This is a genomic window from Halapricum desulfuricans, assembly GCF_017094525.1.
GTDB classification, from domain to species: domain Archaea; phylum Halobacteriota; class Halobacteria; order Halobacteriales; family Haloarculaceae; genus Halapricum; species Halapricum desulfuricans.
Window position 1 is genome coordinate 2,764,345 of the sequence record NZ_CP064788.1, and the last position, 15,011, is coordinate 2,779,355.

Here is a 15,011-nt window from a genome sequence, read left to right on the forward strand (position 1 = left end):
CAATGAGCAAGAAGCAAGTCATCGATCCGGTCACGCGGGTCGAAGGACACGGCAAGATCACGATCGAATTGGACGACGACGGCGAGGTCGAGGACACGCAGTTCCACGTCACGGAGTTCCGCGGGTTCGAGGAGTTCGTCGAGGGCCGCCCCGTCTGGGAGATGCCCGAGATCACAGCCCGAATCTGCGGGATCTGCCCGGTCAGCCACCAGCTGGCCGCGGCGAAGGCCGTCGACGAAATCGCCGGCGTCGAAATACCCGAGGGTGCGAAGAAGCTGCGGGAACTGCTGCACATGGGGCAGGTCCTGCAGAGCCACGCGCTGAGTTTCTTCTATCTGTCCAGCCCGGACCTGGTGCTGGGCTACGACGCCGACCCCGAGAAGCGCAACATCGAGGGCGTCTTAGAGGAGAACCCCCAGCTGGCCGAGCGCGGGATCGACCTGCGGAAGTTCGGCCAAGACGTCATCGCGGCACTCGGTGACAAGAAGGTCCACCCCGACTTCGCGATCGGCGGCGGCGTCACCAACACGCTGGATCCCGAGGACGGCGAGCGATTGCGCGAACAGTCCGAGGAACTGGACACCTACGTCCGCGAGACGATCGACCTCCTGCAGGAGATCTTCGCGGAGATGGACGACGACACGCTTGATTACGCCACCTACGAGACCGGGTACATGGGCCTGGTCAACGACGAGGGCGGTCTTGAGCACTACGACGGCGACATCCGGCTCGTCGACGAGGACGGCGACCTGCTTGAGGAGATCGACGACTCCGCGTACGCCGACATCATCGGCGAGCGCTCCAAGGAGTGGAGCTATCTCAAGTTCCCCTACTACAAGGAGCGCGGGTTCGAGGACGGCCAGTACCGCGTCGGCCCGCTGGGGCGGCTCAACGCCGTCGACCAGTTGTCCACGCCACAGGCCCAGGCGGAATTCGAGCGCTACATGGACGCCGCCGACGGGGCCGTCCACGAGCGCTCGACGTACTACCACTGGGCGCGGCTCATCGAGATCCTCTACTGCATCGAGCGCATCCGCGAGTTGCTCGAGAACGACGCCGTCTACGAGGGCGTGCCGAACGTCCCGACCAAGCCCGAGAATAACAACGGCGTCGGCGTCATCGAGGCCCCGCGGGGCACGCTCATCCACGAGTACGACGTCGACGACGACGGGAAGGTCACGAACGCCGACTTCATCGTCGCGACGACTCACAACAACGGGGCGATGAACAAAGGGGTCCGGACGGCCGCCGAGACGTTCGTCGACGGCCCCGAGATCCCCGAGGGGACGCTCAACAAGATGGAGAGCGTCATCCGGTGTTACGACCCCTGTCTGTCGTGTTCGACGCACGCCATCGGTGACATGCCCCTGGAAGTGACGATCGAACGGGACGGCGAGGTCCTCGACGAGGTCTCCCGATAGCCATGGACACGCTCGTGTTGGGTATCGGCAACGAGATCAAACGCGACGACGTGATCGGGCTGGACGTCGTCGAGGCTCTCGAAGCGCGACTCGACCGACCGGGCGTCGCCTTCGAGACGATGAACTCCGGGCGACTGCTGTTGATCGACGAGTTGAGCGGTCACGACCGGGTCTGTATCGTCGACTCGATCGTGACCGAGGACGGCGAGCCCGGCGACTGGTACGCCTTCGATCCGCAGGCAGTCGAACCCGACAGGGAGAGCGGCGGGCTGGCGACCCACAACGTCGGGCTGGGGACGCTGACGACGCTGGGCGAGGCGATGGGCGAGTCGATGCCGGCGATCACGATCTACGCCATCGAGGTGGCCGACCCCTTCGAGTACGGCGAGGGGATGACCGATCCGGTCCGCGAGGCAGTGCCGGCACTGATCGACGAGATCGGCGACGAGATCGAACGCGAACTGGCGGCGGACGAGGGTCAAAACGCGGTCGGCCGGTCGTGATGCTGACACTCAATTTTCATCTGGCCCCTACTTTCATACAGCGTCCGAGCCTACGGAGCGTATGACCGGTCGTCCGAAAGATACGGGGCCGAGCGAACAACGGGACGACCACGACGTTTCGTTCCTGTCACTCGATACCAACGGCGTCGTGCGGTTCGTCGATGCGGAGTTACTCGCGTTGACCGGCCACAACCGCGGGGAAGTGCTCGATCGCCCGTTCGTCGAGTTGCTCCCCGAGAGCGAGCGCGACGCGTTCGAAGCGGTGTTCGCCGACGCGCTCGACGGCGACGGCAGTTCGTGTGTGATACCGGTCCGCGTGACCGACGACTCGACAGTGTCGACAACCATCGACGTTCGCCCGGAGACAGGGTCGGAGGGGGCCGTCTCGCGGGTGCACTGTCGCGTCGACCCCCGGGGTTCGGCTCCCGATCTCGACGCCTACGAACGCCTGATCGAGGTCGCGCCGGTCGGCGTGTTCAGGACGACGACCGACGGGCGCGTGCTGTGGCTCAACCGAAAGCTGGCATCGATGCTCGGCTACGACGGCCCGCAAGCGGCGATGGCGGCACACAACGACCTCGCTCGCGATCTCTACGTCGATCCGGTACGGCGCGAGGAGTTCCTCGAGCGCCTGTCCGAGCAGGGGACGGTCGAGGACTTCGAGTACGAGGCCAAGACGGCAAGCGGCCGCCAGCGCTGGTTCTCGATGAACGCTCGGCTGCTCGATGAGACACACGACGGGACGCGCGTGATCACCGGGTTCGCGCGGGACGTTACCGACCGCAAGCGCCGGAATCGTCAGCTCGCAGTGCTTGGCCGGATCCTGCGACACAACATTCGCAACGCGCTGACGGTGGTGCAGGGACAGGTCGAGTTGCTACGCTGGGAGCGCACCGACCCACAGGACGTGGTCGGGACGGTCCTCGAACGGACCGACTCGCTGCTCCGGCAGGCGGAAAAAGAGCAAGCGCTCACCGAACTGCTGCGCGGATCGGCGAAGTCGGTCGAGCGTGATCTCGTGCAACTGATCGAGGCCGCCCGCGAAGACGTGCTCGAGACACATCCCGACGCGACCGTGACCGTCGACACTCCCGAAACCGCGACGGCGACCGTCGTCTCGGGGTTCGAACGGGCGCTGGTCGAGTTGCTGGACAACGCGTACCGTCACGGCAGCTCGGAGGTATCCGTGACAGTGGGCGACCGACCGGACAGCGTGGCGATCGACATCGCCGACGAGGGGCCGGGAATGCCGGAGATAGAGCGGAAACTACTACGTGGTGACGTCGACGAGACGCCGCTGTTTCACGGGGCCGGTGTCGGGCTCTTCCTTGTCAGACAGCTCGTCGTCCGCTCGGGCGGGACGATTACGGTCACGGACAACGAACCGCGCGGCACGGTCGTGACGGTCAGCCTCCCGGAATGACATCCTCCCCGTCGTTCACGACGGGGTTTCCTCCGTGGGAGTCTCAGTCGGTCTACGATCCCCCGGAGGCAACATTCCCGTTGTGGTGGACGGTACTCGGGTCTGTGCGCTGTTCTTTGGGACGATGAGAGCGTGGTAACTCCGACCAGGTGTGGTCGTCCCACTCGAACCCACACGGACAGGTGAGCGTGTCCTGATGCCGTGTCGTTCGGTCTGTGCCGCCACACTGGGGACACTCCTGACTGGTCCACGCTTCCGACCGGACTTCCACCGAGATGCCGTATTCTTCAGCGGTACACGCCAGTCGCTCGGTAAATTGCTTGAACGCCCAGAAGTTGTGGGTCTTTGCGTTCACCCTGACCGACCAGTGCGTGTCCAGCACGTCGGTCAAGCCACCGATATACACCGTGTCCACGCCCTCGGCGTACAGTCGTTCGAGCAGGTCACGACACAGGGCTTCTTGTGCGTGGTCGCGGCGACGAGTCCGTTTCCGATACAGTCGTCGGATGCGCTCGCTACTGTATCGGCCTTCTTCGAGTTTGGACTGCAATCGGGCGATTTCTCGTGTCGTGTCACGGAATCGCTGGAACAACTCCCGGCCCTCGTACAGGTATTGCTCGCCGGTCGTCGTGGTACAGGCGACGAGATTGTTTGCACCAATGTCCAGAGCGGCTGTTTCGGAAGCCAGTGGAGTCGCCCGTGCATCGTCAGAAACAGTCACGGGTTGCCAAGCTCGGAAGGTGCTGTCTGTCTCGTCGTACCACAAGTCCAACCGGCCCTGCTTCTCATAATCGGGCCAATTCGGGTCGCCAGCGATTTCAAGCCGGAGACGCCCGGTATGGTCGTATCGGTCTTTCAATTCACTCCCGACCAGTATCTCAAGCCGGGACCGCTCGCCCCATTCGACGGTGTAAGCGTCCTTTCGGACAACGCCTTTGAGAACACGTCCGTCGTCCTCGTTACCACGGAAGCGAGGCGAAAGCCCACCGGCTTTAGCCGTGGGATGAAGCCGACATGATATGCCGCAAACCATGCAATCTAGCCAGCCCGTAATCCTAACGGTTATTTTATTGGAGAGGCTATAAACGCAATAGACATGCGACATGCTGCTGCGGGGAACGCGCTCACGCTCAAGACGGCCACGAGTGCGTCTCAACTCCTATACTCACACACCTACGCAGTCCAACCAGCAGCGGTTGGCATGTCACTACAGTACTCCCCACTTGTGGCTGCAACGGGGAGTGGGGCCGATGGCCCGGCCCGCTGCTCACGGTGCTGGACGCCCGTGAGTGCCACTCCTGCCACGGGAGGGCAACACCGAGCGGATACTCAACACGCCACACTCTTGTTCGAGGGCCGAAGGTGCATCAGCAAACCCGCAAGTTCACAGCCGGGGTAATCAACTGGCTGGATTACCCACGGAGGAATCCCACGGCTTCAGCCGTGTGGAGGAGGTCAAGCTGTGGAATCCTCGTTCTCGTCGGGTTCGAGTCGAACACGCTCGACACCACCGAGATCATCGTATGCACCGTCACTGGAGATGATGCTGCCACCGGAGAGCGCCGCGTGGAACGCATCGAACGTATTCAACCCTTCATCGACGTTCTCCGAGGCCTGATACACGACGTTTGGGTCGCCGTCATACGTCGCCAGTTCGAGAATTGCCGTCACGGCACGTTCGCGGTCGAAGGAGAACCGCTCTTCGACGAGGAACAGTTCGATGAATGTCGCCAGAGAAACCTCGAGATCGTCCTCGTGTTCGTCGAGGAGCGACTCGGCGCGATCGGCCAGCCAGTCGTCGTCTTTCAGGAGCGCCAGCCAGAAGTCGAGATCAGCGTACATGTTCGCTGGCCTGTTCGCGTGCCTGTTCGCGAGCCGCTTCTTCGAGATCATCGAGCGACGCCTCGCGAAGCTCATCGGAAGCGGCCGCTCGTAGTTCCTCCAGTGGATCGTCGGGGATCGGCACCAGTTTGATACCGCTGTCCAGTTCGACGAGGCGGAATTTCTCGCCGTAGCGGTCGCGTACCTCCTTCGGAATCGTCACGCGTCCACGCTCGTCCGTTCGCACTTCTCCACTCATATCCGAAACGATGGCGTGGGAATATTTAATCCTTGTTCCCACTTTCATTTCTAAGATGGGTTCGGATCGCAGATGGATTCATCAGTTATCATCTCGTTCGAGATAGCTAGATAGCGGTTCCGCCTGACTCCCTCGCCAGAGACGTCAGCTTCACCCTCTGCGAGGCGTTCTCGGACAACGCTTTGCGCCTGCTCGAATCGGTGTCGGCGGCAGCGGCGATCCACTCCATCCCCCGCCACCGCGGGCACTCGTTCGTGAGGATGTGTTCGACTCGCTCTTCCGGGGTCATCTCGGCAGGATAGTCTGGCTCCAGCTCGCCGGGATCGGCAGGTGGCTCGAATCCCTCCTTGGCATCGTCGAGCGCGTCTCGGACAGAGTCGTGGAGGTCATCGGTCATGACTCCGGATTCTCCGTACGGTAACTTATACTGCCGGCGTCGCGATCAGAAGATCGCTCAGTGCCACGCCTGATGTTCTCGCGATGATGCTCTGCCTCACCCATCCTGCCGTTGATGGCTTTCTGGAGATCATCCAGCGTGTCGAATTCTCCCTCGCGCAATTCCTCCGGAGACACTACCTCGTCCAACTTCGAAGTGACTCGCTGCTTGGATTCGGAATCCAGTTGTGCAAACTGGTCGTCTGCTCGTGGGGACAGTGCCCAGCCCCACTCGTCGTCACTCGCCGTCGATCCCATGCTTCTGTTTGACCTCGTCGCTCGAAAGCCCCTCTCCCTCGTCGAACTGCGCCTCACTGATGGCGAGATCTTTCCAGAAGCCCGCACCTTCGGGGTGGTTCACCGCATCGCGGAGAGCGTACCGAATATACTCGCTTCGACTGTTGAATCCCCGCTCTCGCCACGCCTCGTCCACTACTTCGAGGAACGAACGCGAAATCCGGAGATTGATCCGGTCGATCCGGCACCCCTTTCAGCGTCGACAGCCTGCCTAGCGTATGACCGGACGTTCGCACGACTCTCGCGTTCGAAGTGTGTCTCGAGGCATTCATGTCAGGTAAAGATAAATACTACAACAAGGCCAAACAGGAGGGGTATCGCGCCCGGTCGGCGTACAAACTCAAGCAGCTGGACGAGACTGCGGGACTGCTCGGAGAGGGCAACACCGTGATCGATCTGGGAGCGGCCCCCGGCGGCTGGCTGCAGGTGGCCGCCGAGCGCGTCGGGCCCGACGGCACGGTCGTCGGCGTCGACCGCCAGCGGATCGACCCGCTCGAGGATCCCGAGGCGACTGTCGAGTACGTCCGCGGGGACATGACCGACGAAGACACGAAGGCCGAGATCCGCGAGCGCGTCGGCGCTGGCGACGACACCGGCGGGCCGGCCGACCTGGTCGTCTCGGACATGGCTCCGAACGTCACCGGCGAGTACAGCGTCGATCACGCCCGGTCGGTCCATCTGGCCCGGCAGGCGTTCGAGGTCGCACTGGAGTTGCTCGACTCGGGCGGGGACTTCGCCGCGAAGGTGTTCGACGGTCAGGATCTGGACGACTTCGAGGCCGACGTCGAGGCCGAGTTCGAGTACGCCCATCGCGTTCGGCCCGACGCGACCCGCGACTCCTCCTCGGAGGTGTATCTCGTCGGCAAGGGACGGCTCACTGCGCCCGTCCGCGAGGGCGACACCCGGGACGTCGAGATCGTCGACACCGGGCGGGACGGCGACGGGATCGCCAAGATCGAGGGCTTTACCGTCTTCGTCTCGGGCGTCGAGGAGGGCGAGACCGTCACCGTGCGGATCGACGACGTGAAACCGCGCTACGGCTTCGCCCAGCCGATCGAGTGACGCCGCCCTCGTGTCCGACCGGCGAGTGATCGAGAGAAACCGATAGATTCTCGGGCCGATACAGGCAATTCTTTCCCCAGGATGGCATCCGAGATCACGCGGATACTCCTCGTCGTCACGCTGATCGGCGTCGCGCTCGTGGCCGGGATCGCGGTCGTACAGACTCCACCGGAGAGTCCGGCCGATTCGGGCGAATCGATCCCGACGGTGACCGAACAGTCAGGAACGGACGACACAAGCGTCTGTGTCGTCTTCTTCTATCACCCCAGTTGCCCTCACTGTGAAGACGTTGAGGAATATCTCGACCGCGTCAAGCCGCAATACAACGTGACCGTCCACCAGCACAACACCGGGAACGACGACTCCGTCAGGCTGCTCAAACAATATTACGAGGCCTACGACGTTCCGGAGCGCGATCGGGGCGGTGTCCCGATCGTGTTCGTCGCCGACAACTACGCCGCCGGGAGTGCCGGAGGGATTGACCTGATCCAGTCGGCGATCGAGTCGAACGAGGCTGTCGCGTGTCCGACCGTCTCACAGTCCGCGGAGTAGACGCCGGCGAGTTGCTCACAGCTGCGCTGCGATCGCGGGCGCGACGCTGACCTCGCTGGCGGCGCGCTCGAGCGTGTCGGTCCCGTAGATCGCTTCGACGCCGGCGGAAGACAGTTTGAGGACGGCGTTGCGAGCCAGCATCGGGTGGACGCAGGTGACGAGCACGCGGGCGGCGTCGCGGGCGTCGAGTGCGTCCACGGCCTCGGCCATCGTCGAGCCGGTCGCGACGATATCGTCGGTCAACACGACGTCACGACCGGCCACGTCGGCGTCGCGGGGCTCGATCTCGACCTCGGTGCTGGAGTGGCGCGTCTTCTCGAAGTAATCGGTCGCGCCGCCGCCGTAGGCGTCCCGGACGGTCTCGGCGATCCCGACGGCCCCGTCGTCGGGCGCGACGAAGACGGGATCGGACAGGTCCGAAAGCGGCTCGGCGAGTCGACCGGCGGCGTCGACGGTGTCAGCGGGCACGTCGAAGAAGTCAGTCACGGCCGGTTCGTGCGGGTTGACCGTCAGCACGCGGTCGGCACCTGTCGAGATCGCACGTGCCATCGCCCGCGCGGAGATCGGATCCCCCGTCTCGAAGACCTTGTCCTGACGGGCGTACCCCATGTACGGCAGGACGGTGACGATCTCGGGGACGCCGGCTTCCCTGAGCGCGTCCTGCAGTTGCAGGAGCTCGAGGTGGGCGTCGCTGGTCGGCGTCGAGGCGACGACGATCGCCCGCTCTGTGGGCGGATCCGGGACGCGGACTTTCAGTTCCCCGTCGGGAAAGCGATCGTACTCGACGGTGGCGAGCGATCGGCCGGTGACTGTGGCGAGCTCGGCCGACAGGATCTGGGAGTGCGAGCCGCTGACGATCATACTCGGTCGCAAGCGGGCCGGGATAAACCCGTTTTCGATATCCGGAGGTTACAGCGACGGCCCCGGCGTCTCGAGGGTGATCGACCGGACGGCAGGGGCGGCGACGGCGGCGATTGCGAGTTCGAGTCCGCCGACGAGCGCGAACGCCGCGAGATAGCAGGCCGCGCCGCCGAGGGCGGCGATGAGGTCCGCGAAGCCGGGATAGAGGAACGTCTGTGAGAGCAACACACGCCAGACGACGACCGCGAGGCGCGTCTGCTCGCCAGGCCGGGTCATGTCTCTCGATACAGCCGAGGATCATAAAACAGGTCGGCAACCGGCACGTCTGCGTGACGACCGGCGATCCGCCGCCTACCGGTCGGGGACCGCAAAGCCCGCCGTCCCGTCGAGTCCGAGCGCGCGGGAACGCCACCCGCTGGCGCCGTCTTTGGCCGCCACCGGATCCACCAGAAACCGCCCCGTCTCGGTGACGGCGATCACGCCGCCGTCCGCAATGTAGCCGACGTCGACGAGCCGTTCGTCCGTCGGCACCTCGCGCTCGCGCCAGCCGTCGCCGGCGTCGACCAGCAACCCCTCGGACGTCACGGCGTGGACGCGATCGCCGTCGGCAGCCACGACGAACGACTCCGTCTCGAGTTCGTGCGTCCATCCCGGGCCGAGCCGATAGAGGCCGTCGGCCGTCGCGGCGTACGGCGTCGGCCCGCCGAGAACGTCCCGGGCGTCGCTCAGTCCGACGTACTCCAGTCCGTCGCCGGCGCGGACGACGCCGTCCGCAGTGGCGACCAGCGGCCCGTCGATGGCTCGCGGCTCCGAGACAGCGCCCAGTTCGGTCCACCCGCCGTCGGTCCGTCGGGCGACGGTCCCATCGGGCGCTGCCGCCAGCGGCGCGTCCGCCCCACCAACCGCCACCGCCGGGCCGAACGAAAGCCGTTCGACGGTCAGTTCGTCGCCGGTGGGATCGATCGCGAGCACGTCCTCGTCGGTCGCGACCAGCAAGTCCGTTCCGTCGGCGGCGATATCCCGAGCCGGACAGCGGTGTGCGAGACTGAACTGCCCAATGCGGTCGTTCGAGACCGACACTTCGACGACGCCGAGTCCCGCGGCGACGTAGACGTCGGTCTTGCCGAGCGTGTCGGCGTAGATCCGGTCTTCCTCGAGTTTACCCATATGCGTGAACGCGCGATAGAGCGTCGAAAACGTGTCGACATCGTCGCGAGCGCAACGGAGTCGTCGGAACGATCAGTCCGGCAGCGCCGAGACGAGCTGTTCGAACTGCTCGCGGTAATAGGCCTTCACGCGGGCCTCGGCGAGCCCGTCGGCGTCGGCGAACGCGTGCTCGAACCCGCCCATCCGCCACAGCAGCGTCGAGAGCTGATAGAGCGGCCGCCGTCGCTCGTAGCCGTCCTCGGCTGGGAACTCGTGGTGGGTGCGATACCCCTCGTGGAGCCGATCGCGAAGCGACTGGCGGGTGTCAGGGTCCCGAAACACCGAATCGACGAACAGCAACTCCGCCTGTGCGACGTTGTACTCGGGATGGCCAGCGAGGGCGTTCTGCCAGTCGAGCACGGCCGTGATCGGTTCCTCGGCCTCCGGATCGAACGTCAGATTTGCCGGTCGGAAGTCGTCATGAACGAGCCGCGGGGTCGCCGTGGTGGGAATCGCGTCGATCGAGCGTTCGATCGCACGCGTGGTCGGTCTCTCTAAGTCGTCGAACGGCGTCGATTCGAGCTGTCGGAGGTGCCCGCGCGTCAGTGACTCGAAGAACTCCCGCCAGTCCCAGGTGAGGTTCTCGACGACGAGCCGATCGTCTTCGAGACCGAAATAGCCGAATCCCTCGAACGCGATCGTCGAGTGCAACTCCCCGAGGATAGTGCCGACCTGCGTCATGATCCGAGTCTGCAGGGCGTTCTCGAGGCCGTCGAACTGCTCGGAGAGGCTCTCGCCTTCCATGCGCTCGGTGACGAAGTACGGCGGCACGTCCCGGGCCGGCTCGGGTTCGAACACGAGGATCCGCGGTACCGGGATCGACGTGCGATCGGCGACGTACTCGTGCAGTCGCGGTTCGAGCGCGAACGTGGCGTCGTCGTCCGGCTGGAACTTCACGACCACCTCGTAGGTCTCCCCGCGGTGCCGGAGTGAGACGATATATACGTCGCTCTGTCCCCCGCTCGTCGGCTGCTCGTAGGTGAACTCTTCGTAGTCCGGGCCTGACTCCTCGAGCACAGCCTCAATATCTGCAGCGGGAGCGGACACACCAGTACGTATGCGGACCCCCCAAGTGAATTTTACCCATGGTGGCACGGTATATCAGTGACCTTACACCACACGTTTGTCCGCGAACGGGGCGCGAACGAGCGTGGCTGGAGGAAGCAACCTTTAAACGCGCAGGTGAAGAAGGCTGAGTCACCATGGCCAGTTTCGACAAAGCTGAGGGACGGATTCTCGACAAACAGATCTGCATGCGCTGTAACGCCCGCAACCCAGAGCGCGCTGACCGCTGTCGCAAGTGCGGCTACAAGAACCTCCGACCGAAGGCCAAAGAACCCCGAACGGCCTGACAGTGACCGCTGTATCGATGTACCGGTGCGACTGCACGACTTCGTGCGGTTGATCCGGTAAATCGGGACAGTAACCACGATGAGCTTCTCGACGGCGATACTGCCGTCGCGGAGACGTGTAGTGATTGTTGATACTGCCGGGTATGCGTTCGGTGAGAGATTCGCCACACAGTAGCGGCTGCTCTCTCGAACCCGTAGGCGCGTCGAATACTTTTATTTCGGTACGAAAGAAATATCAGTGATACGAGAGCGATATGAGTAGCCCGCGGGATCCCCGCTCCGTCCGGGGCAGGCCGGTCCGACAGTGATAGTGACACGAGACAGCGACATCGAGACGCCGTGGTCGCTGTCCGCGAGCGACGTGCTCGAGCGGCTCGACGTCTCGCCCGAGGGGCTCTCCGAGGAGGCCGTCGAGGGCAGGCGGGCGCAGTTCGGCTCGAACGAGTTGCGCGAGGCTGAACGAAAGCACTGGACTGTCGTCCTGGCCGACCAGTTCGAGAGCTTCATCGTGCTGCTGCTCGCTGTCGCCGGGGTCGCGGCGTTCCTCCTGGGTGACGTCGTCGAGAGCGTCGCGATCTTCGCCGTCCTGGGCATCAACGGTGCCATCGGTTTCGTCACCGAGATGCGCGCGATCGGCTCGATCGAGAGCCTGCAGGAACTCGCGGAGATTCACACTCGCGTCCGTCAAGCCGGAGAGCAGAGAACGGTGCCGGCCGACGAGCTCGTTCCGGGTGACGTCGTGGTGCTACAGGCCGGTGATTTCGTCCCTGCCGACCTGCGGATGGACCCCGACGAACCGATCATGACCCGGACGAACTGGACGGAGCTGGGCTTCTACGGGGTGGTGATCGCGGCCGCCACGGTCGGCGCGTTCGTGATCGGCGGCCGCATCTCCGGCGGGATGGCGACCGACGAGGCCGTCACGATCTCGTTTCTCACGCTCGCGTTCGCCCAGCTCTGGCACGTCTTCGACGTCCGGGAAGTCACCTCCGGGATCGTGCGAAACGAGGTCACCGAGAACCCGTACGTCTGGGGGGCGCTGGGGCTGTCGACGCTGATCCTCGTCGGAGCGGTCTACCTGCCCGGGATCTCGCTGGCGCTGGGCACCGCCCCGATCGGCGTCGACGCGTGGTCGGTCGTGCTTGGGATGAGTCTGCTTCCCCTCCTTGTCGGCCAGCTCGAGCGTGAGGCGCGGCGACGGTTCGGCGCGAGCAACGCGGAGGCGGGTGAAGGCGCGCGCTCACCGAAGCCGTGAGGCGCGGGACCGGATTCGAACCTCGTCGAGACGGTCGGTCTCGCTTCGCTCGATCGCTGCGACTCGTCCGGCTCGGATCCTCATTTGCGTAGACACGACTCTCACGTTCGTTTGAGCCGGTATGCGCGGGACCGGATTTGAACCGGAGCCACTTCGCTCCCTTCGATCGCTCGTGGCAGGGCTCAAACCGGTCCTGCTCTTCGCTCACTTCGTTCGCTCATGCGCGGGACCGGATTTGAACCGGCGGACCCCTACGGGACAGCGTCCTAAGCGCTGCAGTAGGGCCAACTCCAATTCCGGTGTATCTCACCGATTTCCTGCCTGACAATCCTGATTTGAGCCTATAACATTATAAAACCACCCACCCCACAGGGCCAAACGCTGTTGTCGTTTGGAGAATTGAGTCGGGTACATTGATAACATTGGCCTGAACAGTTTGTAGACAATTATGGAACAGGAAGCGGTGAGAGCGTACGTTGAACACGCTCAATCTACTATTGAGAGTTCACCACAGATGGGGGAAGCAACCACAAAGGCGGCTGTTCTACAGGACTTTCTTGAACTTCTCGAATGGGAAATTCCCACGAACACAGAACTTGAGTACTCAGTCAAAGCGTTTGGCCGGACGTTCAAGGTGGACTATTCTTTGGTGTTAGAGGGCACGCCGGTAGCGTTTCTTGAGGCGAAGGGCGTTGATACACCGCTTACGGATGAGCATAGAGAACAGATTCAAGAGTATATGAAGAGCGAAGACGTGAACTTGGGGATTCTAACCAATGGTAAGGAATATGCGTTCTTCAGGCGGCAGGTAATCGATTCCAAGGTCAATGTGAATACACTCGCTGAAACTACGCTTCAGAATTTACCCAACAGAATCAGTATTCTCCGAGCGTTCACGAAAGAGGCGATTCAGAACGAAGAATGGATAGATATTTTCAATCGAATTGAGGAGTTGGAAGACGCCAAATCTCAACTTGAAAGGAATAAGGGGCGATTTGCGGCCCGAATTTCGGAGAATATGGCTGATTGGGTGTCTGATGGCATATCTTCTCCGGCTGAGACTCAAGCCAAGGAGATGATTGACAGACTGATTCAGGATATTGAAACGGAGATAGTTTCAGATGGTTCTGTTTCTACAGATGAAGAGGAAGAAGTATCCTCACCTGAGGTTGAGGATGTTCAGAACGCGACCGGCAAGTACGTCATCAAAATAATGAACGGTGATACTGCTATTGCCACCCTTGCGGATAACAACCAAAGCGATGCAATGGCAGAAGCAACAAACTACCTCACTCGGCTCTGCACGTTTATATACAACCCTCAGAGCCCCCTGAATGGAGGAAGAGATGGTCGATTTCTTCCATCAACCCATCGAGATCCCGCTCTGGCTGCTCGCGCACCCACGAAAACATGTTGTAGATTGCCTCTTTGAGACCGTGTTCAAGCTGGGCTCGGAGCGACGAGGCTTTCGAGACGAGTCGCTCCGAGACGCTCGACGGAGAACCAAGCCGAAGCAGACTGTAGGTGAGCATCTGAAGGTGCCAGTGACGACTGGCACCATCAGAATCACGCACCTCGCAGCCTCCAAGGCCAAGATCCTCTTTCGAGTCCTCGAAGAATGTCTCAATTCGCCACCGCTTGGAGTAGCTTCGAATGATATGGGCTGATGGAGCGTCAATCTTGTTCGTCGCAAGATACTTGACCGGATTCTCTTCGTCCTCGTCAACTTCTTTCTCGGTGATTACTAGCCGTACCTCACCCAATTTTGATACAGGCAGCGTTTTCGTCCAGATGTTGTAGACCTCATCGTCAATCTCCCGTTCTTCAGTGTCGATGCTCTCTGCGAGCGCATCGACCCGCTTCTCTTCGCCATCAAATGTGACCTGTCGATTGCTCCGGAGAGGTCCAATCCAGTCCTTTCGGTGGGACTCGACATGCTTGATCAGCTCAGAACCGTGAGCGAACCACGAATCGAAGAGATAGGTGGCCGCAGGCACACCTATCTCTTCTTCGAGTTCTGTGATTATCTCCTGTGCAAGCTCGTACTTTGTCGCTTCTACGTCCTCCTCGTCGTCATCAGCTTTCTCGTACTGGCGAAATGCTAGTGGATAGGACGTTTTGTGGTCAGTATAGAACGCATAGACGAGATTTTGTCCCCAGACAGGCTTGCCTTCGCTGTGATCATAGAACGATCCAGCACCGGGAAGTTCCTTCCCGGTTCGCTGGAGCACTGAATCGTCGATGACAATGTAGCCGTCCTTCGACCACCGCGTCTCACCGTGATTTTGCAGTTCCTCTAACCGTTCGTGATTAAGTTTGTCTTCGTCCCAGTTGTACTCGGTGATGAACTTGTTGAGTGCCCGGTCGCTTCCGGCCGGAAGGACTTCTCGTGCAATCCCGGTGACGGTCTTGCTGCTGGCCGCAGCAAGACCTGTCACGTACGTTTTGGCATGCTGAGTCTGATGATACGATAGCGAGTCGAACTCATCCAACGGGTCAGTACACGAGAGGAAGTCTGTGATCGGCAGCATCAGCTGTCAACGCCATCTATATCGCGGCCTTAC

At 62.2% G+C, this 15,011-nt stretch carries 16 protein-coding genes, 1 tRNA gene and 2 pseudogenes; 8 read left to right on the forward strand and 11 right to left on the reverse strand.

The features are described from left to right. Positions 1-2 precede the first annotated feature (2 nt). The 3 genes from HSR122_RS14190 to HSR122_RS14200 all read left to right on the forward strand — a co-directional run bounded on the left by HSR122_RS14190 (position 3) and on the right by HSR122_RS14200 (position 3,347). The gene (locus HSR122_RS14190) at positions 3-1,421 is read left to right on the forward strand and encodes a Ni/Fe hydrogenase subunit alpha (RefSeq protein ID WP_229110456.1); all 1,419 of its coding nucleotides are present in this window, start codon (positions 3-5) and stop codon (positions 1,419-1,421) included. 2 nt (positions 1,422-1,423) lie between these two features. Then, positions 1,424-1,924, forward strand: a complete 501-nt coding sequence (locus HSR122_RS14195) for a hydrogenase maturation protease (protein ID WP_229110457.1) — start codon at positions 1,424-1,426, stop codon at positions 1,922-1,924. A gap of 61 nt (positions 1,925-1,985) precedes the next feature. Next, complete coding sequence (locus tag HSR122_RS14200; protein WP_229110458.1) at positions 1,986-3,347, forward strand: PAS domain-containing sensor histidine kinase; 1,362 nt, start codon at positions 1,986-1,988, stop codon at positions 3,345-3,347. 52 nt (positions 3,348-3,399) lie between these two features. On the opposite strand, the pseudogene HSR122_RS14205 reads toward HSR122_RS14200, so the two are convergent. The 5 genes and pseudogenes from HSR122_RS14205 to HSR122_RS14225 form a co-directional block, all read right to left on the reverse strand. Further along, positions 3,400-4,323, reverse strand: a pseudogene (locus HSR122_RS14205) (RNA-guided endonuclease TnpB family protein); the annotation flags it as partial. A gap of 479 nt (positions 4,324-4,802) precedes the next feature. After that, positions 4,803-5,189: a type II toxin-antitoxin system VapC family toxin gene (locus HSR122_RS14210; RefSeq protein WP_229110459.1), complete on the reverse strand. Its 387-nt coding sequence runs from the start codon at positions 5,187-5,189 to the stop codon at positions 4,803-4,805. Then, a complete protein-coding gene (locus HSR122_RS14215) occupies positions 5,179-5,427 on the reverse strand; it encodes an AbrB/MazE/SpoVT family DNA-binding domain-containing protein (protein WP_229110460.1) in 249 nt (82 codons plus the stop codon). Before HSR122_RS14215 ends, HSR122_RS14210 begins: the two co-directional genes overlap by 11 nt. 106 nt (positions 5,428-5,533) lie before the next feature. After that, positions 5,534-5,824 carry a hypothetical protein gene (locus HSR122_RS14220; RefSeq protein ID WP_229110461.1) on the reverse strand — a complete coding sequence of 97 codons (291 nt, stop codon included), beginning with the start codon at positions 5,822-5,824 and terminating at the stop codon, positions 5,534-5,536. A gap of 276 nt (positions 5,825-6,100) precedes the next feature. Next, complete coding sequence (locus HSR122_RS14225) at positions 6,101-6,340, reverse strand: ribbon-helix-helix domain-containing protein (RefSeq protein ID WP_229112222.1); 240 nt, start codon at positions 6,338-6,340, stop codon at positions 6,101-6,103. An 89-nt stretch (positions 6,341-6,429) separates the two neighbouring features. Between HSR122_RS14225 and HSR122_RS14230 the strand changes: the two genes are divergently transcribed. Then, positions 6,430-7,221: a 23S rRNA (uridine(2552)-2'-O)-methyltransferase gene (locus HSR122_RS14230; protein ID WP_229110462.1), complete on the forward strand. Its 792-nt coding sequence runs from the start codon at positions 6,430-6,432 to the stop codon at positions 7,219-7,221. A gap of 81 nt (positions 7,222-7,302) precedes the next feature. Beyond that, positions 7,303-7,773 (forward strand): thioredoxin domain-containing protein, encoded by a 471-nt coding sequence (locus HSR122_RS14235; protein WP_229110463.1) that lies wholly within the window; start codon positions 7,303-7,305, stop codon positions 7,771-7,773. Between the two features lie 15 nt (positions 7,774-7,788). On the opposite strand, the gene HSR122_RS14240 is transcribed toward HSR122_RS14235, so the two are convergent. The 4 genes from HSR122_RS14240 to HSR122_RS14255 all read right to left on the reverse strand — a co-directional run bounded on the left by HSR122_RS14240 (position 7,789) and on the right by HSR122_RS14255 (position 10,887). Next, positions 7,789-8,634, reverse strand: a complete 846-nt coding sequence (locus tag HSR122_RS14240) for a ribose-phosphate diphosphokinase (protein ID WP_229110464.1) — start codon at positions 8,632-8,634, stop codon at positions 7,789-7,791. Positions 8,635-8,682: 48 nt separating this feature from the next. After that, positions 8,683-8,910 carry a hypothetical protein gene (locus HSR122_RS14245; RefSeq protein ID WP_229110465.1) on the reverse strand — a complete coding sequence of 76 codons (228 nt, stop codon included), beginning with the start codon at positions 8,908-8,910 and terminating at the stop codon, positions 8,683-8,685. A gap of 75 nt (positions 8,911-8,985) precedes the next feature. Continuing rightward, positions 8,986-9,801: an HVO_0234 family beta-propeller protein gene (locus tag HSR122_RS14250; RefSeq protein ID WP_229110466.1), complete on the reverse strand. Its 816-nt coding sequence runs from the start codon at positions 9,799-9,801 to the stop codon at positions 8,986-8,988. Between the two features lie 72 nt (positions 9,802-9,873). Then, positions 9,874-10,887 (reverse strand): phosphotransferase family protein, encoded by a 1,014-nt coding sequence (locus HSR122_RS14255; RefSeq protein ID WP_229110467.1) that lies wholly within the window; start codon positions 10,885-10,887, stop codon positions 9,874-9,876. A 155-nt stretch (positions 10,888-11,042) separates the two neighbouring features. On the opposite strand from HSR122_RS14255, the gene HSR122_RS14260 reads away from it, so the two are divergent. Continuing rightward, positions 11,043-11,192, forward strand: a complete 150-nt coding sequence (locus tag HSR122_RS14260) for a 50S ribosomal protein L40e (protein ID WP_229110468.1) — start codon at positions 11,043-11,045, stop codon at positions 11,190-11,192. Positions 11,193-11,502: 310 nt separating this feature from the next. Beyond that, a complete protein-coding gene (locus tag HSR122_RS14265; RefSeq protein ID WP_229110469.1) occupies positions 11,503-12,447 on the forward strand; it encodes a cation transporting ATPase C-terminal domain-containing protein in 945 nt (314 codons plus the stop codon). Positions 12,448-12,667: 220 nt separating this feature from the next. Here the strand turns inward: HSR122_RS14265 and HSR122_RS14270 are convergent. Beyond that, positions 12,668-12,815: transfer RNA gene (locus HSR122_RS14270), tRNA-Leu, on the reverse strand. Positions 12,816-12,961: 146 nt separating this feature from the next. Here HSR122_RS14270 and HSR122_RS14275 point away from each other — a divergent pair. After that, positions 12,962-13,246 (forward strand): annotated as a pseudogene (locus HSR122_RS14275) (type I restriction endonuclease); the annotation flags it as partial. Between the two features lie 508 nt (positions 13,247-13,754). Here the strand turns inward: HSR122_RS14275 and HSR122_RS14280 are convergent. After that, on the reverse strand, positions 13,755-14,978 hold the full coding sequence (locus tag HSR122_RS14280) for an IS701 family transposase (RefSeq protein ID WP_229110470.1): 1,224 nt from the start codon (positions 14,976-14,978) through the stop codon (positions 13,755-13,757). Between the last annotated feature and the right edge of the window lie 33 nt (positions 14,979-15,011).